The sequence below is a fragment of the Microbulbifer maximicatervae (SeqCode) genome, from assembly GCF_052467325.1.
Window position 1 is genome coordinate 162,860 of record NZ_CP174310.1, and the last position, 20,554, is coordinate 183,413.

Consider the following 20,554-nt stretch of genomic DNA (forward strand, 5'->3'; position numbering starts at 1 on the left):
ATAGCGCCTCCTGATTATTCGTCGATTTGACGTGGAACTTATGTCCTATTGTCATTGTCATCAACACAGTAAAAGAAACGCCTGCGCCGGTGGCCCCGCAGTCAAGTTTTGTGGCGCCCGCAGTGTGGCTGGATATGGGAGTTGGGGATGACAGCGCATCAGGCGTCAACGAGTGACCGTGAGTTGGTGGAACGGGTACAAAAAGGGGACAAACGTGCTTTTGATCTTCTTGTGCTCAAGTACCAACACAAAATTGTTGCTGTAGTGAGTCGGTTCATTAAGGACCACAGTGAAGTACAGGATGTAACCCAAGAGGCTTTTATCAAGGCTTATCGTGCTCTTGCCAATTTTCGTGGCGAGAGCGCTTTTTACACATGGATGTATCGGATTGCGATTAATACCGCCAAGAACCACCTGGTTTCCCGCAGTCGTCGGCCGCCATCTTCTGATGTTGAACTGGAAGATGCCGAGTTTTACTCGGGTGCTGATCTGCTGCGCGATAACGAGACACCTGAGAGCCAGATGTTTCGCGACCAGCTGGAAGCGGCGGTGCATCGCGCCATTCGCGCACTGCCAGAGGATCTGCGCTCAGCGGTAACGCTGAGGGAGCTTGAGGGACTTAGCTACGAGGAAATCGCCGAGGTTATGGGATGCCCGGTGGGAACCGTGCGCTCTAGAATATTTCGCGCACGGGAGGCGATAGACCGGACAGTCCAGGCCGTGATGGCCGGCGAGCCGGAAACACTGGGTGACAGGGGTTAAAATTGCGGAAAATTTTCCCAGTCGGGGAAACCAACTGCTCAGACTCCGGTCATAACATGTAACCAAATATGGTGCTTGTGGGCACCAAATAAATGATTGCACAAGAGGGTTAACCCCTATGTCCCACGGGAATCATCAGGAACGTCTTACCGAGTCGCTCTCGGCGCTCATGGATGGCGAAGTCAGCGAACTGGAGCTGCAACGGCTTCTGAAGGCCAGCGCGGCCTCTGAAGAGTTGGGTGAGCGCTGGTCGCGCTACCAGCTCGCGGCGAGTGTTATGCGCCGCGAACAGGTCGCACCGGTAGACACCGGTCTTGCAGCGAGTATTTCTGCCGCTATCGATGAGGAGGAGCCCCTGTCCCAAAACGGCAATGGGGGAGCTGCGGTTGCTGGCAATCTGGTTAACAATCGCTGGTGGCGCCCGCTGTCCCGTGGTGCTGTTGCTGCGACGGTGGCCTTTGCTGCCATTTTGGGTGTGCAGCAAATGACTGATTCTCCGCAGAACACCATCCAGGGTGGGAGCCAGCCAGTAGCATCGGTTGAGCGTGAAGCCCAACCAGTGGTTCAGTCTGCTCCGCAGCCTTCCGGTTTTTATGTGCCCGCTCCCTCTACGCGCTCTGTGAGCACTGCGGCTCCCCGCTTTGTACCCGAGCAGCGCACAGGTGTTGTGGGGCAGGCTGTAATACAGCAGGCACCAACCCCCGAGTTGATGCGCCACCTGAATCGCGTAATGATTCAGCACTCAGAACAAGCCGCTCATGTGGGCAGTCAGGGCATGGTGCCTTTTGCTCGCGCCACTTACGGCGAACAAGTTGGAATGTAGTGTGACGAAAGTCGAAACCAGGGGGCGCCGAATCCTCAGTGGGATTCTCAAGGCCAACGGTTTACTGTTGGCCTCCTCGCTGTTGGCACCCATGTCATTTGCCCAGGTCGGCACAGGGGTTGAACCCAGTGCCCCTACCACCATAAATCTCGATATGAGTACTGCTCCTGCAGCGGCCCCAGCTGTAGTGGAAGTTGCTATGACAGACGGGGGCTCTGCTGAGGTGGAAAGTCCTGCCGCAGCACTGTCCGATCCTGCAACTGTAGCCCCGGAAGGTGCTGCTGGTACCGTGCCGGCGCAAGAGGCGGTGACATCTGGTGTAGTTAATCTTAATCCGGCGAATCTCAACCCTGCAGGGCAGAGCGGCCTGGTAAGCCCGGGTGTGGTGAGTAACAACGAGGTTGAGCATTGGCTAGCCAAGTTGGCAAAGGCAGTAACTGAGCTTGAATACAGTGGTCTGGTGACCTTTGAGCATGCGGGCCTCCTGGAGACCTTGCAGGTTGTTCACGCGGTTCGAGAAGGTGAGCAGGTAGAGCGCGTGCGCTACCTCAGTGGTGAGCCTAGAGAGTTGATCAGCCACGGCAGTGCCGGAAATTGCGATGTCAGTGCTTCGCCAAGAAATCGTGCTACAGCATGGAACTCGGCGGGCCAACAACAGGCTCAGCGCGCCTACCAATTTATCTTGCGGGGTGAGGAGCGAATCGCGGATCGCGATGCTGTTGTGATTGAGGCGCGACCGAGGGATCGCTATCGCCTGGGACTGGTAGTGAGTCTCGATAAACAGACTGGACTGCCGTTGAAGACCATGCTGGTTAGCACTCAGGGCCGCGTATTGGAACGTTACCAGTTTGTACAACTGGATCTCGCCCCTGTAGAGGATGCCGCACTTCAGGCGGTCTCGAATAATGCCCGGCGCATCGATAATCGGAATGAGTGTACGGCTTCACAGAGCCGTTGGCAGGTGGGCTGGTTGCCCGACGGTTTCCGGGTAGTGTCCGTCAAGCCGTTATCTGATGGCGATATGATGGTGTTTAGCGATGGGCTGGGAGTGTTCTCTGTATTTGTTCAGCGCCTCGGTCCAGAACTTGAGGGCTTTAAAGGTCGCGCAATCCGCGGAGCCACAACAGCCTATATGGACCGATTGGAAATTGAAGGTGTTGCTTACACTGTGACAGTGGTGGGTGAAATTCCCGAAACTACAGCTCGCCGTGTCGCCAGCTCAATTACCGCAAAGAGCTAAGTGAGTATATAGGTGCTGCAAGAGCGTGGCCGGGTAGTGGCCATAGAGTCCGATGCTATCTGGGTGGAGACCACCCAGAGTAGCGCCTGTAATGGCTGTTCTACCAAAAGCAGCTGTGGGACTGGGTTGCTGGGCGATCTGTTTTCTTCTTCGACCCGCGTTAAAGTAGCTCTCAACGGTTTTTCTGCTGATAAAATCCACCTCGATGATGTGGCGGTAATTGGTATTACCGAGAATGCCCTGACCAGTAGCGCTTTGCTGGTTTACCTCGTCCCCTTGATGTCCCTGGTGCTAGTTGCACTGATTGGGGATTCGCTCTTCGCTGAGCCCGGTGCTGTAATTGGGGCCTTGATCGGTCTGGTCTTCGGTGCTTTGGGCGTTCGCTGGTACAGTAGGTCCCAGTCGCAAAACCCCACCTACACCCCGGTACTGCTGCAGATTGAGCCCTCCCAAAAGAAATAGTCCGCCGCCTCCGTCTTCGCCAGCTAACCCTAATCTCCCTGACCTAAACTGAGAGTTCCATTTATTGCCTGGAGGCTCTGCCAATGAGGGCTCGCTGTTTTGATGAGCGCTGGCCTCTACGTACTGCATTTGTCATCTCTCGTGGCGCTCGCACTGAGGCTCAGGTTGTGGTGGCGGAGCTTAGTGATGGTGAAATCTCTGGCGTCGGTGAGTGCACGCCTTATGCTCGCTATGGAGAAAGTGCTGCCTCTGTTTTGCACCAGTTACAGCCAATGCTCAAAGAGGTGAGCGATGGGTTGACCCGAGAGCAATTACAGCTGCGTATGCCTGCCGGAGCGGCGCGAAATGCATTGGATTGTGCGCTGGCAGATTGGGAGGCTAAAAAAGCGGGGCGTCTACATCCGGCTCCGGATTTTCTCCCTACCGTACAGACATTAGTTGTTGATAGTCCCGAGGCAATGGCAAGTGCTGCGAAAATTGCTGTGACGGCGGGAGCTGAGGTTCTCAAGTTGAAACTTGATGACCAACATGTGCAAGAAAGGGTGTCGGCAGTACGCTCTGCAGCACCGGATGCCAGGTTGGTGATTGATGCCAATGAGGCATGGCGAAAAGAGACCTTGTTACAGAGATGTCATGATTTAAGCGAGTTGGGGGTGGCGATGCTTGAGCAGCCGCTTCCTGCGAGTGAAGATGAATTTCTGGAGAGCTTTGAGCACCCGCTGACGATTTGTGCAGACGAGAGTTGCCATACTCGGGAAGATCTGCCGAAGTTGCTCAAACGCTATGAAATGGTCAATATCAAGTTGGACAAAACTGGCGGAATTACCGAGGCCCTGGCACTCGCAGATGAAGCGACTGATCTCGGCCTGGAAATTATGCTGGGATGCATGCTGTGTACCTCTCGGGCTATCCGAGCAGCCTGGCCATTGGGCAGTCGAGCGAGCTTTCTGGACCTGGATGGGCCCACCTGGCTGGCCAGCGATGTGGAGCCCCCTCTGCGTTTCAAGGCGGGTAGAGTTTATTGGTCGTAAGTCAGCAGATCGATTAGCGCTTGCAGATAATCTTCACTTGCCGCATCAGCTGATATTGGGGGGAGTTCAAGGGTAATACAGGGCAGTGTTTGTTCTGCGCACCAGGTGCCGAATGATCCTGGGGTCTGGTAACCCACATCCCCAACCAGAGGCAGCTTGAAATCGCTGGCAAGCTGCATGCCCAGAGGGCTGTTGCTGGGGTCCTCGACACAGGCAAGGGGCTCGTGAATGGAAACGGTCCAGGTCGGTCCCAGCTTTGCAAACAGCTGGCAAAGTGCAGAGGTCTCGGGTTCAGAGGCGGCGCTATCACCTGTACTTAGCCGAACATCGCGTTTTTCTGCAGCACTGTTCCACCGGTAGACATTGCCACTGCCATCCCAATTTGCAGTGGCAAAGTTGCGGTTGAGATCTACGCCGCGTGCGTTGGCCCTGGTGCCCAGCTGGCAGCCATCCGGATTGGCAGCGAGGATTACGTGATGTCTCAATGAATTGGTGGCGAGGGCCCGCAACGCGCAGGATAGAGCGACGACTGCGGCGACTTCATCTCCGTGGGTGCCGGCCATTATGAGGCCGTGGTGGGTGCCGGTTTGCGCGGGAAAATAGAGTAGAGGGGCGCCCAAAACACTTTGGCCGTAGAGCTCGGTGGGCAGGTGAAACTGACCGCGTTCTGGGCGCGGGCGCATTTCGGACATCGTTAACTCTTTACACAGTTTTACAGTCTGTTGTAGAACTTTGGTGACTAGATCGCCACTAAGTCGTTACTGAGAGTCCCTAAGGGGCTGGACAAGCCAAGGTTCGCCCTTGAAAGGACTCGAAAATCCAATGGTTTCATATTAGAAGGGATCACTAGGGGTAACAAACCTATGGTTAAACGTTGTACACAATATCTACTGGTTCTTTGTCTGTTGGTTTCCGGGGCTGCCAGTGCCCGCGGACTACCCGAACTTACGGAGTTAATCGAAGATAACTCACCGGCAGTCGTCAAAATCAACACGGTTGATCGCAACCGCACTAGTCGCAGTAGCCAGCCGCAGCTTCAACAGGAAATTCCCGATATCTTCCGCCACCTTTTCGAGCCGCGCCAGCGCCAGCAGCGCCCGGTAGCGAGTATGGGGTCCGGCTTTATCATCTCTGAAGACGGTTATATCGTAACCAATAATCACGTGGTCGATGGTGCAGACCAGGTAACCGTTACATTGACTGATCGTCGCGAATACGAGGCGCAGGTTATCGGCAAGGATGTGCGCTCCGACCTGGCCCTGTTAAAGATCGACGCGGAGGACCTGTCGTCAGTGCGCTGGGGGGATTCCGAAGAGCTGCAGGTGGGAGAATGGGTTGTCGCTATTGGCTCTCCCTTCGGCTTGGACTACTCCGCAAGCGCCGGGATCGTCAGTGCGATGGGGCGCAGTATCCCCAATGAGAGCCGCGAGAATTACGTTCCTTTTATCCAGACAGATGTTGCAATTAACCCCGGAAATTCCGGAGGCCCGCTGTTTAACCTGGATGGCGAAGTAGTGGGTATCAACTCTCAGATCTATACCCGCAGTGGCGGATCTATCGGGCTCTCCTTCGCTATTCCCGCGAGCCTTGCCCAGGATGTGGTTGCCCAGTTAAAGGAAAAAGGGCGGGTGGATCGCGGATGGCTCGGAGTGGGAATCAGTAATGTCGACCGCAATATGGCGGAAGCCATGGGCCTTGGTAAGCCCGCCGGCGCCCTGATCGATCAGGTGAGCCCTGGGTCGCCCGCGGCTCAAGCGGGAATTATGCCCGGTGATATCATTTTGCGCTTCCATGGTCAGAAGATAGGAGTTTTTGGTGACCTGCCGCACGTTGTAGGCCAGATTCGACCGGGTACACAGGCCCAGGTGGAGTTGATCCGCAATCGTAAACCCGAGCGCCTGAGTGTTACTGTCGGCACCCTGCCGGGTTCTGAAGATGAAGCGAGGCAAGTGGCAGCCAATCCCAGCTCTGGAGTGGGTGGGCGCCTGGGTGTCGTGGTTGAGGAAATTCCCGATATCCTGAAGCAGCGATGGAATGTGGAAACTGGGGTGCTGGTGAAGCAAGTGATTCCAGGCAAGCCCGGTGCCAAAGCAGGTTTGCGCAGTGGCGATATCATCGCGCAACTTGGTTTTGAAGAAGTTGGCGACATTAGTGACTACAAAACTGTCGTCAAGGATCTGCCGGAAGATGAGCTATTGCCGATTCGCTTCTTCCGCGCCGGGCAGTCCACTTTCCGTACAATTAAGATCGAAAGCTAGCCGCTTTCCAGCGATTGGTGGCCCATTGGGCCACCTAGCTCTCACCTCTGTCCATGAGTTCTGTTAGACTTGCGCCACACAGTTGGCACTATAGCCGGCTAATCATATGATTTTGCAAGGGTTTTTATTCCGCAGTGGCCACAGATCTCTCTCATATCCGCAATTTCTCCATTATTGCCCATATCGACCACGGGAAATCTACCCTGGCTGACCGCTTTATCCAGGACTGTGGTGGCCTCTCCGATCGGGAGATGGCTGAACAGGTGCTGGACAGCATGGAGCTCGAGCGCGAGCGTGGGATTACCATCAAGGCGCAGAGTGTGACGCTCGACTATAACGCGCGCGATGGTAAGACCTATCAGCTGAACTTTATTGATACCCCGGGGCACGTGGACTTCTCCTATGAGGTATCCCGCTCTCTGGCTGCTTGTGAAGGCGCACTGTTAGTGGTTGATGCTGCTCAGGGCGTTGAAGCCCAGTCGGTTGCCAACTGTTATACGGCCATTGAGCAGGGACTAGAAGTTATCCCGGTCCTGAACAAGATGGACTTGCCGCAAGCAGACCCAGAAAAGGTTGCAGAAGAGATCGAGGACATTATCGGTATTGATGCCGCCGAAGCGACCCGTTGCAGCGCCAAATCCGGCCTGGGTGTCGAAGATGTGTTGGAAGATCTGGTGCGCTTGGTGCCGCCGCCCGAAGGCGATGTGGGTGCTCCTCTGCAGGCGCTGATTATCGACTCGTGGTTCGATAGTTACCTGGGCGTTGTTTCTCTGGTGCGTGTTGTCCAGGGCACGCTGAAGACCAAGGAAAAGATTGTCACCAAGTCTATCGGTCGCGCCCACGTTGTGGACAGCGTCGGTATTTTCACGCCCAAGCGCCATGAAACCGGTGTACTTCGCGCTGGTGAAGTGGGCTTTGTAGTGGCAGGCATCAAGGATATTCACGGTGCCCCGGTGGGCGATACCCTGACCCATGCCAAGGGCGCCGATGACATCGATATGCTGCCGGGCTTCCAGAAAGTTAAGCCCCAGGTCTATGCCGGCCTATTCCCGGTCAGTTCTGATGACTATGAGGCCTTCCGGGACGCGCTGGAGAAACTTTCCCTGAACGATGCTTCCCTGTTCTATGAGCCGGAAACATCCGATGCACTGGGCTTTGGTTTTCGCTGCGGCTTCCTCGGTATGCTGCACATGGAAATTATCCAGGAGCGCCTGGAGCGTGAGTACGACCTGGACCTGATCACTACCGCGCCGACGGTGGTTTACGAGGTTGAGCAGTCAGATGGCGAGACTGTGATGGTGGACAACCCATCGCGTCTGCCGGATGTAGGTTCCATTGAAGAGATGAGGGAACCGATTGCCGAGGTGAATATTCTTGTGCCACAGGAGTATTTGGGTAATGTAATTACTCTGTGCGTAGAAAAGCGGGGTATCCAAAAGGATATGCAGTATGTGGGTTCCCAGGTGTCCCTGCGCTATGAACTGCCGATGAGTGAAGTGGTCATGGACTTCTTCGACCGCCTCAAGTCTGTAAGCCGTGGCTTTGCCTCTTTGGATTACAGCTTTGTCCGTTTTGAAGCGGCTAAGTTAGTGCGCCTGGATATCCTGATTAATGGTGACCGTGTAGATGCCCTGGCCTTGATCGTCCACCGCGATAACGCGCAGCAGAAAGGCCGTGCTATGGCGGAGAAGATGAAGGAGCTGATTCCTCGCCAGATGTTTGATGTGGCTATCCAGGCGGCCATTGGTGGCCAAGTAGTCTCCAGAACCACGGTGAAGGCGTTGCGTAAAAATGTGACGGCCAAATGTTACGGTGGTGATGTTACCCGTAAGAAAAAGCTGCTTGAGAAACAGAAAGCGGGCAAGCGCAGAATGAAGCAGCTGGGTCGTGTTGAAGTACCTCAGGAAGCATTCTTGGCGGTGCTGAAGGTGGATCAGTAGAGTTTCGGCCCTACGCCACGACAAAAATAAGGAATAGTAGAGAAAAGTAATGGATATCAATTTACCTCTGATTCTGCTTTGGTTAGTTGTGATTAGTGGCGGAATCTGGTTGGTCGACAGCCTGTTTTTCGCCCGTCAACGGAAAAAGAAAGTTGGGGACCAGCAAGCCGACCCAATCGTCGTTGAGTATGCGAAGTCTTTTTTCCCAATTCTGGCGATCGTATTTGTTCTGCGCTCTTTTATTGTCGAGCCCTTCCAGATTCCTTCAGGTTCAATGATTCCAACGCTGGAAGTCGGGGATTTTATCCTGGTTAACAAATATGCCTACGGCGTACGCTTGCCAGTTTCCCGTACCAAGGTTATGGATGTAGGCGAGCCCAAGCGTGGCGATGTTATGGTGTTTTTCCCACCTCACAACAACGATACCTATTACATCAAGCGGGTGATCGGATTGCCCGGTGACAGAATAGAGCTGAAAAACAATGTGCTCTATGTGAACGGTGAGCTGGCTCGCCAAGAATTGATCCGAGCTATTCCTCCGAGCAATCCACAAACTGAGGTTATGTGGGAAGATCTCGATGGTTATCGCCACGAGATGCAGAAAAGTGTCCATCCCAGGCAGTACAGCAATTTCAGTGGTGTAGTGCCTGAAGGGCATTACTTCATGATGGGCGACAACCGCGATAACAGCCTGGATAGCCGGGAGTGGGGTTTTGTTCCAGAGAAAGATATCGTTGGCAAAGCTTTCGCCATTTGGATGCACTGGGACAAGCTGCTCAGTTTGCCCAGCTTTAAGCGTGTAGGCTCAATCCAATAATGAAACCAACCGGGTATTAGCCCGGTTATTTATAAGGGATAGAGGGCATATTTTTATGGGTAATACACTCAACTTTTCTCTGCAGCACCAACGCGGTATGAGTTACTGGGGCTGGTTATTGGTTATTGCTGTGATCGGCTTTGCTCTGACCTGCGCCTCCAAGATGGCGCCAGCTTATGTAGATGCCCGTTACGTTACTGAAGGGTTAAAATCCCTTGGAGAAAACCCAAACCTGGAAAATATGACCACTGGTCAAATCAAAAAAGAGCTGAGCCGGTTTTTTTTGGTTAATAACGTACGCGGAGAACCGACCAAATCGGTAAAGGTAGTCCGTGGAGCTAAAGGGACTGTGGTGAGCATCGATTACGAGTTGCGCCAGCCATTGATGTACAACGTTGACGTTGTGATGAAGTTTAATAAGCAGCTCGACACGGCAAAGCCAGAACTTTGCTGTGATGCGCTGATCGATTTGGAGCAATTCCGCAAACGTGACTGATCTTTTACTGGAACGCCTTTGCAAGCGCCTCGGCCATGATTTTGATCAGGCTGAGCTGCTAGAGTTGGCGCTTACTCACCGATCCCATGGCAGCCGTAATAATGAGCGCTTGGAGTTTCTGGGCGATTCTATCCTTGGGTTCACCATCGGCGCGGCCCTTTATGAGCAGTTCCCCAATGGACGCGAGGGGCAGTTGAGCCGTTTGAGGGCCCAATTAGTTAGCGGAGAAACGCTGGCAAAACTGGCTCGGGAGCTGGAGATTGGAGATTGCTTGCGCCTTGGTGAAGGTGAAATGAAAAGTGGCGGCTTTCGCCGGGCGTCGATTCTCGCTGATGCTGTGGAGGCCTTGATTGGAGCCATCTATCTGGACGCTGGCTTGGAAGCAGCTCGAGCCCGGGTACTCGAATGGTTTGCTCTGCGCTTGCAGGGGCTATCATTGGAGACTATGAAGGACCCCAAAACCCGCTTGCAGGAGTGGTTACAGGCACGTAAAAAACCATTGCCTGAATATAAAGTTGTGGATGTCTCTGGTGCTGAGCACGCCCAGCATTTCGTAGTGGAATGTCGTGTCAGTGGACTTACACAGCCGGTGAAGGGAGAAGCCAGCAGTCGTCGCAATGCTGAAAAGACGGCGGCGGTTGAAGCCTACAAGCTCCTCACCGGGCAGGACTAACCTTACAATAGAGGCGTTGTGCCGGATTAGTGTCCCGCATCGCGCTGACAGCCCTCGATATCACTGGGGGCACTTCTGGCTCCGGGCTTCCCGGAGACCTCCAACTCTTTCGGAGAAAATTCTTGAGCGAACAACCTTCTCGCTGTGGCTATGTCGCGATTGTCGGCCGCCCCAACGTGGGAAAATCCACACTGTTGAACCACTTGCTAGGGCAGAAGCTTGCGATTACTTCGCGCAAGCCGCAGACGACTCGTCACAATATGCTCGGTATTAAAACCGAAGGTCCAAACCAGATTATTTTTGTCGATACTCCGGGCCTGCATTCCGACCAAGAGAAAGCGATCAACCGCTATATGAATCGAGCTGCCGCCAGTGCTGCGCGGGATGTGGATGTAGTGGTGTTTGTTGTAGAGCGCACTCGTTGGAGTGAGGCAGACCAGTTGGTGGCAGAGAAGCTGCGCGGTATTAAATGCCCATTAATTATCGCCGTGAACAAGGTGGATCAGCTCGAGGATAAAGCTGATCTACTGCCCCAGCTACAAGCCCTGGCTGAGGAGCATCCAAAAGCTGAAATTGTTCCCATATCAGCCTTGCGCAACGTAAATCTGGATACTCTGGAAGAGGTTATTCTGAAGCACTTGCCTGAGGGGCAGCATTTCTTCCCCGAAGATCAAGTGACCGACCGCAGCTCGCGCTTTCTCGCAGCAGAAATTGTTCGTGAAAAGATTATGCGTCAATTGGGTGCCGAGGTTCCCTACCAAGTTACTGTGGAGGTAGAGGAGTTTGCCCAAGAGGGTAAGGTCTTGCATATCAGCGCTGCTATTTTGGTTGAGCGAGCGGGCCAAAAACGTATCATCATTGGAAATAAGGGCGAGCGAATCAAACAGATTGGCAGCCAGGCTAGAGAAGATATGGAGCGCTTGTTTGATAGCAAGATAATGCTCAATTTGTGGGTGAAGGTGAAATCTGGTTGGTCTGATGATGAGCGGGCTCTGCGCAGTCTCGGTTACAGAGACGAGTAATCATCAGGGCAATTTCCCCTGCACCTATGAAAACGCCTCAACCGCCTCAGCCCGCATATATCCTCCATTCGCGGCCCTATAAAGACTCCAGTTTGATCCTGGAGCTTTTCACGCCCGATTACGGCCGGCTGGGCTGTGTCGCCCGTGGGGCCCGTCGTGACAAGCAGCGCCGCCAACAAGCGTTGCAGCCCTTCACCCCGTTGCTTGTCACATTGATGGGAGCGGGTTCACTTAAAATGCTCGGTCCAGTCGAAAATGTTGGTGTACCACTATGGCTCAAAAGCCGAGCGGTTTATGCGGGCCTTTATGCCAATGAACTGATGGTAAGGCTCCTTCCCGAGGGCGAGGCGCATTACACGCTGTTTGCAGCTTATCAGAGCCTGCTGGAATCTCTGTCCCAGCTGGAGGGACTCTCCAATGCTGAACTGGAAGGTCCGCTTCGTTGCTTTGAGTTACAACTGCTCCTGGAGCTCGGTACCTGCCCATCCCTCAATATTTGCGGCCCGCAAGGAGACCTTGTAAATGAAGGCGGGGTTTATCGCCTGGATGATGAGTGGGGTGTAATGCCTGTTCACCGCTCCAATGATGAGAGTCTGGGAGAGTATTTTTTTTCAGGTGCCGAACTAACGGGAATGGATAGCGCTATGAATGGGGGCGGCTGGTCAAGTGAGGCTTTAGCGCCAGCAAAGCGCCTGACACGTTTATTGTTGAGGAGAGTACTGGGGGATAAGCCTTTGCAGAGCAGAGAGCTTTTTCGACAGGTTTACGGAAAAAAATGATAGTTAGTATTGGCACCGATATTTGTAACTACGACCGTATTGAGGTTGCGTGGCAGCGCTTTGGTGATCGCTTTGTTGAGCGTGTTCTTAGCAGTGCGGAAAGGAAGGACTTTTATTCTATGGCTGAGCCCATCCGCGCTGCATATTTGTGTAAGCGATTTGCGGCGAAGGAGGCTGTAGCCAAGGCCTTGGGCACTGGGATTGGTGAAGGGGTTTCCTGGCAGGACATTGATGTCCGTCGCCGCAAGGGAGCTGCACCGCAGGTAGTACTGGCGGGCGCAGCTGAGGAGAGGGCCGAAAAACTTGGTGTGGACAGAATCCACCTCAGCCTGTCCGATGAAAAAGATTCGGCCGTGGCATTCGTGGTATTTGAATCCTGCTAGGCAACTACCTCCAGGCCAAAGAGCGCATCCAAGTCTTGTTCAGAAGCCCACTCGCGCAGGGCCCCGATCTCCCTGAGAACAGCATTGAGTTTGCGCTGGTCAAAGGCTTGGGCATCGGACCCTTGGATAGTGCGCAATGCCTCTTGTAACACGCAAGTTGATTCTCTCAAGCGTGAAACTCCGCAATAGCAGCAGCCACCGTGCATGCGATGAGTGAGTTCGAACATGCCCTTGTAATCCCCAAGGTTGTACAACCTTTCCAGTTCTCTCTCATCTGAACTGAGACCGTCAATCAACATGCGCAGCATGTCCCTGGCCAGCTTGGCATCGCCGTTGGCGAGGGTCAGGCATTCGCTAATGTCTACCAGGCGCATCTCCTCAATCTTCACTTTTTCTGCGGCCTGGGGAGTGATGATCTTAAGCCAGCGCTTGATCATATGGGAGAGCTGGGCCTCGCTAACAGGCTTGCTTAAGTAGTCGTCCAGTCCCGCAGACAGCAGGCGTGCTTTTTCTTCGGCGCCGGCGTGGGCGGTGAGGGCAATGATTGGAGTACGGCGGCCGGTCTCCTGCTCACGAATCAGACGTGTAGCTTCGATACCATCCATTTCGGGCATTTGAATATCCATAAACACCAGGTCGAAAGCTCCCTGCTGCCAGAGCTGTAGAGCTTCTTCGCCGCTTGCTGCAATAACGACTTCTACATCTTGTGCTCGCAGAAGTTCGCCGACCAGTCGGCGGTTTGCCGCGTGGTCATCCACTGCCAGCACGCGCGGTGGTGCGGGCCACGGTAGCGCCTGTACCCCGCCACTAACCCGCTGCTGCCCCTGCTGTGGTACTGCTCGTTTCAGGGATCGCAGCAAATTGTCTCGGGTGACGGGTTTGCTAAGGAAAGTGAGAGTGCGGGTGCGTAGTTGGTCGTAGCAGCGACGCAATTCAGCGGGTGGGCCCAGTACGATCACGCGGCACTGATAGGTATCAACCAGCGACTGCACTTTGCTACTGAAATTATCAAAATCACCTTTGGCAGTAGCTGTATCGATAATAACCGCATCCGGTAGGGCATCGTGCCGCCACATTTGCTCGATTGCCGGTTGCAGAGTATCGGTATCGCCGAGTTCTATGGGCTCCACTTGCCATTGGCTGAGTAGCTGGGCTACCTGGGTCCGTGTAACTGGGTTGGGGTCTGCAAGTAAAATTCGGCAGCCAGGATATTGAATACGCGGATACATGCCTCGATTGCGTTCAGCCTGGAGGGAAATTTGCACCCAACAGGTGCTGCCGTCATTGGCTGTTTCTTCAATACCTGTGCAGCCGCTCATCCTCTCAACTAGGCTGCGGGCTATAGACATCCCTAAACCATTTGCGCTGATTTGTTGGGTGAGCTGTGGGGACTTGCTGGTGAGGATGTTCTCAATTTCACGGCGACCAGCCTCGTCAATACGGTTACCCAGGCCGGTAACCGAAATACGGAGTACAAGTTCTGAGTTATTAACGCTATGTACTGACAAGCGCACGGGGATATTGCCATTTGCCGAGCTGCGCACCGCGTTACCCACCAAGTTTGTAAGTATTTGCTTAATTCGTAATGGGTCTCCGATTAAAGTGGGAGGGAGTTGAGAATCGATCAAAGGCACCAGTTCCAGATGGTGCTCATAGGCGTTTGGGGCCAGTATTTGCAGGGTCTCTTCAAGTAGTAAGCCAAGGTCCATAGGGATATGGTCAAGGACCAGGTTGCCGGACTCAATGCGGGAAAAGTCCAGGATGTCGTTGATGGTAGTCAACAGGTTTTCCGATGAGCGTAAAATGGTTTGCAGGTAATCCTGCTGTAGCTCATCAATTCCAGTTTTTAACAACAGGTTGGTAAAACCGATAATTCCATTTAAAGGTGTGCGAATCTCGTGACTGGTATTGGCTAGGAACGTCGATTTAATCCTGCTTGCTTCCTGCGCCCTTTTACGTGCTAAGTCCAGCTCAATATTTTGTTCTTCCATACTGTCCAGGGATTGGCGCAGGTCATCCATAGACTGGAGCAAGTTGGCTTTGTATTCCTGTTGGTAACTGGACAGGTTTTCAGCCATCTCGTTAATTTGGTTTCCCAGTTGAGCGAGTTCTCGATTCTCCGTTTCATGGGTGCGTCGATCAAACTCACCTCTGCCAATCGCCTCCAGAGTATGTCCCATTCTAATCAGGCTGTGAGCAAAGCGCTCAGACATGATGACCGACCAAGCCAGCGCGGCTAGGGTACAGAGAATCAACCCCACCAAGCCTACGAGTAAAACTTGGTAAGTTCCCACCAGGAAATAGGGGCGATGTAGCTCAATACTTATCCAGCAGGTGGTGATATCGCCTTTCAATGGCTGTAAAACCTGAAGGGTCTCATCATCTTCAAAAATAAAGGGTTCGCGCTTGTTAAGGGTGTCTCTGCTAATGGGGGTGCGTGGACGCGGCCCGACACTGGCCAGCAAGCTGAGTCCGGTGCTGGGGTTGAGAGCTAGCTTGGGGCTGGGTTCGGTGGAGTAGACATGAACAGATCTGACCATATCTTTTTCCAGCATAAGCGCCAGCAAACTTTTACGCAGCCATTCCATTCTAAGTTCAGCTGGATGGCCCCCGCTCATCTCAATTAGTTCAGCTAGCTGTTCGGCGCTGGCTCGACCGTGGCTTAATAGCAATTGGCGACGATCGTGCATTTGCTGCAGGGTGAAAACGAGAGCGAGGAGCAAGGACAGAATTAGTGCGGGTGCTACAGTAAGGCGAAATACCAGGGTTCGTAAGGATCGAGGTTGCTCTGGTTCCTCGATTGAGAGAATAGGGTTGCCTGGGGCCATGTTAAGAGGGGCCTTGTACGATTATTTTTCCCTCATTTTACCGTTATGTACATCTGAGCGCACTCATTCACTTATCAGAAAACGCTTCTTTTTTGTCACAATATGCGCGTTTTAGAGGCTTAAAGATTCACTTTGCCAAGATTAGATAGCGCGGCATAGCCATCTGAATAATACCGCTTCAGGTATATCTCCCTTAATAACCTGGGTAGGGAGTAGACCAAAGTAGACGGTATTTAGTGCATAGTACCGCTTGCTGTACACTTGGACCCCGCGAGATTTTTCTGGAATTTATTGCATTATGGATTATCCAACAATTGCTGACTGCGTAGGCAATACCCCGCTGGTTAAACTACAGCGCCTGCCAGGTGATACCAGTAATACTGTTTTGCTCAAGCTGGAAGGCAATAACCCTGCGGGTTCGGTAAAAGACCGCCCGGCACTTTCAATGATCAACCATGCGGAAGCTGCAGGATATATTTCTCCGGGAGATACCCTGATTGAAGCGACCAGCGGTAATACGGGAATTGCCCTGGCAATGGCTGCAGCGATTAAGGGCTATCAAATGATATTGATTATGCCCGACAGTGCTACAGAGGAGCGCAAGGCTTCAATGACAGCTTATGGCGCTGAGTTGATATTGGTTAGCGCTGAAGAAGGTATGGAGGGTGCGCGGGACTTAGCTTTGCAAATGCAAGAAGATAAGAAAGGATTGGTACTGAACCAGTTTGCCAATAGCGATAATCCCCTGGCTCACTATGAGGGAACCGGTCCGGAGATTTGGCAGCAGACCTCTGGAACGGTGACTCACTTTGTCTCCTCAATGGGTACAACCGGTACCATTATGGGATGCGGGCGTTACTTGAAGGAGCAAAATCCCGATATTCAAATCGTTGGATTGCAGCCAACTGAAGGCTCCAGTATTCCGGGGATTCGCCGTTGGCCGGAGGCATACTTACCTAAGATTTTTGTTCCTGAGCAAGTGGATATGGTCATGGATATGGACCAGCGAGAAGCTGAGGATATGACTCGCAGGCTAGCGAAAGAAGAGGGTATTTTTTGTGGCGTTTCCTCTGGAGGGGCGGTAGCCGGTGCTTTAAGGCTGTCTGCGCAGCTAGAAAATGCGACGATTGTTGCAATTGTCTGTGATCGTGGAGATCGTTATTTATCTTCAGGACTTTTTGCCTCCCCAAAATAGTTCTTACTTTTATTCTCTAATTTATCTTATTTTATTGATCAATGCTGGAAATAAAGTGCTTTAACTCCAGCATTGTGCCTGATATCTACTAGCAAAAACTTTGTGAGATTCGCAGCTTTGTAAAGTGATTCGCCAATCAATTTACAATCATCTCTTTTGCCCCTTTTTTTGGGGGGAGCCTCTAATCCTACTGCTATATGTGCATTTCCAGTTAAAAAAAGCAATAACTAAGCCGGTAAATACAAAAACTGATAGTTTGTAAAGTTCGGTAAAGCCTTGTTTTGTGTTCATGTAGAGGTGGAGAAATTCACTTTTAAGTAACAAATGCAACCTGTTCACTTCTCTCGATATTCCCCAATATCACAATTTTAGTTTTCTATAGGCATTGGTTTTGCAGGTTTACTGTTGGTTAAAAGGTCAACAAGCTGGACAAGACTTATACCCTCCCACTCAAATTGGTACTAAAAACTGCTGAATTTCGCGCAGCTTATTGAAATGTATACAGAAAATCATGGACTTTGGTGAGTTCAAACCTATGATAGAGAAGCGCTTAATCCAGCATGAGCACTGAGTAAATGTGCTGCTAAGCCAGGTAACGACAAAATTATGCCAATAACACAAATGACTCTTGTTAAAAGATGGTTCAAGTAAGAAAGCATCATTCCTTTGGTGGAGAAGGTGAACTCGACCTTGAATCCTGGTTGCGCCATGTACAGAAACTCGCGGGCCTGGATGGTTCTGCGATAGTAACTTTGCGGCGCGCAGCTGAGGTGAGTGCCGAAGCAGAACAGCGCGCGATTGAGGCGGAAAATATCTGGGCTGAGGGCGCTAGCAGTTTTGCCACTGGCCTTGAGATGGCTGAGATTCTCGCCGACTTACAAATAGACTCGGAAGCACTTGTCGCGGCGGTGCTGTACCGCGCCGTACGTGAAAAACGCCTGCCACTGGAAGCTGTGGAAAAAGAATTTGGTGAGCGAGTTGCCAAGCTGATTCGTGGCGTTTTGCGTATGGCTGCGATTCGCAGTCGCAGCGCAGATACCGGAGAAGAGAGCCCGAGTGGTGCGGTAGAGGAACATTCAGAGAATATCCGGCGTATGCTGGTGGCATTGGTCGACGATGTGCGAGTCGCTTTGATCAAACTCGCTGAGCGCACCTGTGCCATTCGTGCTGCAAAAAACTCAGAGCCGGCTAAACGCCAAAGAGTTGCTCGTGAAGTGGCCGATGTTTATGCACCCCTTGCCCACCGCCTGGGAATTGGTCATATCAAATGGGAATTGGAAGACCTATCATTTCGCTATCTTGAGCCAGAAGATTACAAGCAGATTGCTCGCTTGCTGGATGAGAAAAGACTGGCTCGGCAGCAGTATATTGATGAGGTATTGGAGCTATTGCGCTCTGAACTCGAGCGTGCCCATATTGAAGGTGATGTCTACGGGCGAGCAAAGCATATCTATAGTATCTGGCGGAAAATGCGCCGGAAAAATATCGGCTTCTCCCAGGTTTATGATATTCGCGCAGTGCGTATTCTTGTCCCAACAGTAAGGGATTGCTATGCGGTTCTGGGTATAGTGCACAACCTCTGGCGCAACATACCGAATGAATTCGATGATTATATCGCCTCTCCCAAAGAAAACGGTTATCGCTCTCTGCACACGGCTGTAATTGGCCCCGAGCGAAAGGTGCTCGAGGTTCAGATCCGAACTTTTGCTATGCATGAAGAGGCGGAATACGGTGTTTGTGCTCACTGGCGTTACAAGGGCACTGATCTTAAGAGCGAGAGTAAAGATAGCTACGAGCAAAAAATATCCTGGTTGCGTCAGGTGCTCGACTGGCATGAAGAGGTGGGAGGTAACCCACTACAAGATGATTTACGCTCCAGTGAGGCAGATTCACGTATTTATGTATTTACCCCCGGCGGTCATGTTGTAGACCTGCCTCGGGGTGCAACACCATTAGATTTTGCCTACAAGATCCATACAGAAATTGGTCACCGTTGTCGCGGGGCTAAAGTAGATGGCCGAATCGTGCCGCTCAACCACCGGTTGGAGACAGCCAATCAGGTTGAAATCCTCACAGGAAAACTCGAAGCGCCGAGTCGCGATTGGCTCTCTTCGGGCATGGCCTATATCACTACCTCCCGTGCCCGAGCCAAGATTATTCACTGGTTTAAGCAGCAGGCTCGGGATCAGAATATCGCCGATGGCCGCAGTATTCTCGACCGGGAATTTAAGCAGCTGGCGCTGAGTGATTTCGATTTCGATAAGTTGGCAGCCAAGCTCAACATGCATTCCCTAGAGGACCTCTATGCGGCAGTGGGTGCCGGTGATATAGGCGTGGGTCAGGTTCTCAACGCAGCCCAGCGAATGGTGAAGGTCGACAATGTGCCTCGGGTACCATCGCTGACGGCTCCAGTTGCCCGGGGAGAAGGCAAGGCAGATGTCTATATCGACGGAGTGGGTAATTTGCTCACCCACATTGCCGGCTGTTGTAACCCCGTTCCAGGCGATGAAATTATGGGGTATATCACCCTTGGGCGCGGGGTTTCTATACATCGTAAAGACTGCGCAAATATGCTGCGTATGCAGGTTGAGGAGTCTGAAAGGGTACTCCAGGTAAGTTGGGCGGAAAAACCCCGTGAACTTTACGCCGTTGAAATTATGATCGAAGCCTACGATCGCCAGGGCCTGTTGCGGGATGTCACGGTGATGCTGGACAGTCAGAAAATTAATATTACCGCTATGCAAACCCGCTCTAATAAGAACAAGCATACGGTAGAAATGATCGTGACTGCTGAGATCCACAACTTTGAAGAGTTGAGTCAAGTTTTACATCGGATCAATCAACTGCCCAATGTGGCAGCGGCAAAGCGGCGAATTCTGCGCTGAACGTTGAGTAAGGAATACCGTGGAAAAGAATTACTCTGTGGAGGACCTCCTCCACTTGATGGCTCAGCTTCGCAGCCCTGAGGGCGGTTGCCCTTGGGACCTGAAACAGAACTTTGCCAGTATTGTCCCCTCTACGATTGAAGAGGCCTATGAGGTAGCAGAGGCTATTGAGCAGGAAGACTTTGAGCACCTGCACGAAGAGCTCGGAGATCTGCTCTTCCAAGTCATTTTTTATGCCCAGTTAGGGCGTGAGAAAGACCACTTTGATTTCCCCCAGATTGTTGACACTTTGGTACGCAAACTAGTGCGCAGGCATCCCCATGTCTTTCCAAGTGGAACCCTCTACGGCGACCGCTCTGCCGAAGCTCTTGATGAAGCTGAAGTAAAGAGGAATTGGGAGGCGATTAAAGAGGCCGAACGCACTGCCAAAGGGGATGCAGGAACCCTGGCAGGAGTAGCTGTGGGTCTTCCGGCTTTGACGCGTGCGGCCAAATTACAGAAGCGCGCCTCCCGTGTCGGTTTTGACTGGCCCAATATTGATGGTGTCCTCGATAAGATTGAGGAAGAGGTTGCAGAGTTGCGGGAGGCCGTGACAAATGGGGATACGGAGCATGCAAAGGAGGAGCTGGGGGATCTGCTTTTCTCTTGTGTGAATGCATCCCGCCACCTGAAGGTTGATCCTGAGGCAGCTTTGCGGGGGTGTAGCAGGAAATTTGAGCGGCGTTTTGGTTATGTTGAGTCCAGTTTACACAGTGAAGGTCGGCAAGTATCAGAGGCAACGCTGGAGGAACTGGACAGACTTTGGGACAAGGCCAAAGTTCAGCGGGAGCCCGGTGCTGATAGCTAGGGATCTTAACAGGCTTACATAGAGCGGAGCTTTAAGCCCCTTTTAGTACTCTGTGGTTTGTATGGATTATGGGGGTATCGGTAGCAATCTTGCCCAATCTGAGGTGTGAGTGT

General features: G+C 52.5%; 18 protein-coding genes. 16 read left to right on the top strand and 2 right to left on the bottom strand.

All coding sequences use genetic code 11. From position 1 onward, the window contains the following. Nucleotides 1-147 precede the first annotated feature (147 nt). From rpoE to ycjG, 5 genes are all read left to right on the top strand, one after another. Nucleotides 148-762, top strand: coding sequence for an RNA polymerase sigma factor RpoE (rpoE, locus tag ACJJIE_RS01010; RefSeq protein ID WP_282931954.1), 615 nt, complete (start codon nt 148-150; stop codon nt 760-762). 118 nt (nt 763-880) lie between these two features. Beyond that, nucleotides 881-1,585, top strand: a complete 705-nt coding sequence (locus ACJJIE_RS01015; RefSeq protein ID WP_444893226.1) for a sigma-E factor negative regulatory protein — start codon at nt 881-883, stop codon at nt 1,583-1,585. Nucleotide 1,586: 1 nt separating this feature from the next. After that, entirely contained in the window at nt 1,587-2,825 is a 1,239-nt protein-coding gene (locus ACJJIE_RS01020) for a MucB/RseB family sigma factor regulatory protein (RefSeq protein ID WP_444893227.1), read from the top strand. Nucleotides 2,826-2,837: 12 nt separating this feature from the next. Continuing rightward, nucleotides 2,838-3,287, top strand: a complete 450-nt coding sequence (locus tag ACJJIE_RS01025; RefSeq protein WP_282931957.1) for a SoxR reducing system RseC family protein — start codon at nt 2,838-2,840, stop codon at nt 3,285-3,287. An 83-nt stretch (nt 3,288-3,370) separates the two neighbouring features. Further along, nucleotides 3,371-4,318: an L-Ala-D/L-Glu epimerase gene (ycjG, locus tag ACJJIE_RS01030; RefSeq protein ID WP_444893228.1), complete on the top strand. Its 948-nt coding sequence runs from the start codon at nt 3,371-3,373 to the stop codon at nt 4,316-4,318. Here the strand turns inward: ycjG and mpaA are convergent. Continuing rightward, nucleotides 4,306-5,010: a murein tripeptide amidase MpaA gene (gene mpaA / locus ACJJIE_RS01035; protein WP_444893229.1), complete on the bottom strand. Its 705-nt coding sequence runs from the start codon at nt 5,008-5,010 to the stop codon at nt 4,306-4,308. The genes ycjG and mpaA overlap by 13 nt on opposite strands. A 171-nt stretch (nt 5,011-5,181) precedes the next feature. Between mpaA and ACJJIE_RS01040 the strand changes: the two genes are divergently transcribed. The 8 genes from ACJJIE_RS01040 (at nt 5,182) to acpS (ending at nt 12,686) form a co-directional block, all read left to right on the top strand. Beyond that, on the top strand, nt 5,182-6,576 hold the full coding sequence (locus ACJJIE_RS01040; protein ID WP_413662747.1) for a Do family serine endopeptidase: 1,395 nt from the start codon (nt 5,182-5,184) through the stop codon (nt 6,574-6,576). A gap of 134 nt (nt 6,577-6,710) precedes the next feature. Next, complete coding sequence (gene lepA, locus ACJJIE_RS01045) at nt 6,711-8,516, top strand: translation elongation factor 4 (protein ID WP_282931961.1); 1,806 nt, start codon at nt 6,711-6,713, stop codon at nt 8,514-8,516. A 49-nt stretch (nt 8,517-8,565) separates the two neighbouring features. Next, entirely contained in the window at nt 8,566-9,333 is a 768-nt protein-coding gene (gene lepB, locus ACJJIE_RS01050; RefSeq protein WP_444893230.1) for a signal peptidase I, read from the top strand. Between the two features lie 55 nt (nt 9,334-9,388). Continuing rightward, the gene (locus tag ACJJIE_RS01055) at nt 9,389-9,829 is read left to right on the top strand and encodes a DUF4845 domain-containing protein (protein WP_444893231.1); all 441 of its coding nucleotides are present in this window, start codon (nt 9,389-9,391) and stop codon (nt 9,827-9,829) included. Continuing rightward, nucleotides 9,822-10,502 (top strand): ribonuclease III, encoded by a 681-nt coding sequence (gene rnc / locus ACJJIE_RS01060; protein ID WP_444893232.1) that lies wholly within the window; start codon nt 9,822-9,824, stop codon nt 10,500-10,502. The genes ACJJIE_RS01055 and rnc overlap by 8 nt, the downstream gene beginning before the upstream one ends. 122 nt (nt 10,503-10,624) lie before the next feature. Further along, complete coding sequence (gene era, locus ACJJIE_RS01065) at nt 10,625-11,524, top strand: GTPase Era (RefSeq protein WP_444893233.1); 900 nt, start codon at nt 10,625-10,627, stop codon at nt 11,522-11,524. A gap of 92 nt (nt 11,525-11,616) precedes the next feature. Beyond that, nucleotides 11,617-12,303: a DNA repair protein RecO gene (gene recO / locus ACJJIE_RS01070; protein WP_444893234.1), complete on the top strand. Its 687-nt coding sequence runs from the start codon at nt 11,617-11,619 to the stop codon at nt 12,301-12,303. Then, nucleotides 12,300-12,686 carry a holo-ACP synthase gene (gene acpS / locus ACJJIE_RS01075; RefSeq protein WP_444893235.1) on the top strand — a complete coding sequence of 129 codons (387 nt, stop codon included), beginning with the start codon at nt 12,300-12,302 and terminating at the stop codon, nt 12,684-12,686. Before recO ends, acpS begins: the two co-directional genes overlap by 4 nt. Here acpS and ACJJIE_RS01080 read toward each other — a convergent pair. Continuing rightward, nucleotides 12,683-15,514 carry a response regulator gene (locus ACJJIE_RS01080; protein WP_444893236.1) on the bottom strand — a complete coding sequence of 944 codons (2,832 nt, stop codon included), beginning with the start codon at nt 15,512-15,514 and terminating at the stop codon, nt 12,683-12,685. The genes acpS and ACJJIE_RS01080 overlap by 4 nt on opposite strands. Before the next feature lie 298 nt (nt 15,515-15,812). Between ACJJIE_RS01080 and cysM the strand changes: the two genes are divergently transcribed. From cysM to mazG, 3 genes are all read left to right on the top strand, one after another. Then, nucleotides 15,813-16,709, top strand: a complete 897-nt coding sequence (gene cysM / locus ACJJIE_RS01085; protein ID WP_413662739.1) for a cysteine synthase CysM — start codon at nt 15,813-15,815, stop codon at nt 16,707-16,709. 638 nt (nt 16,710-17,347) lie between these two features. Continuing rightward, on the top strand, nt 17,348-19,594 hold the full coding sequence (gene relA / locus ACJJIE_RS01090; protein WP_444893237.1) for a GTP diphosphokinase: 2,247 nt from the start codon (nt 17,348-17,350) through the stop codon (nt 19,592-19,594). A gap of 19 nt (nt 19,595-19,613) precedes the next feature. Continuing rightward, the gene (gene mazG, locus ACJJIE_RS01095; protein ID WP_444893238.1) at nt 19,614-20,441 is read left to right on the top strand and encodes a nucleoside triphosphate pyrophosphohydrolase; all 828 of its coding nucleotides are present in this window, start codon (nt 19,614-19,616) and stop codon (nt 20,439-20,441) included. Nucleotides 20,442-20,554: the final 113 nt, after the last annotated feature.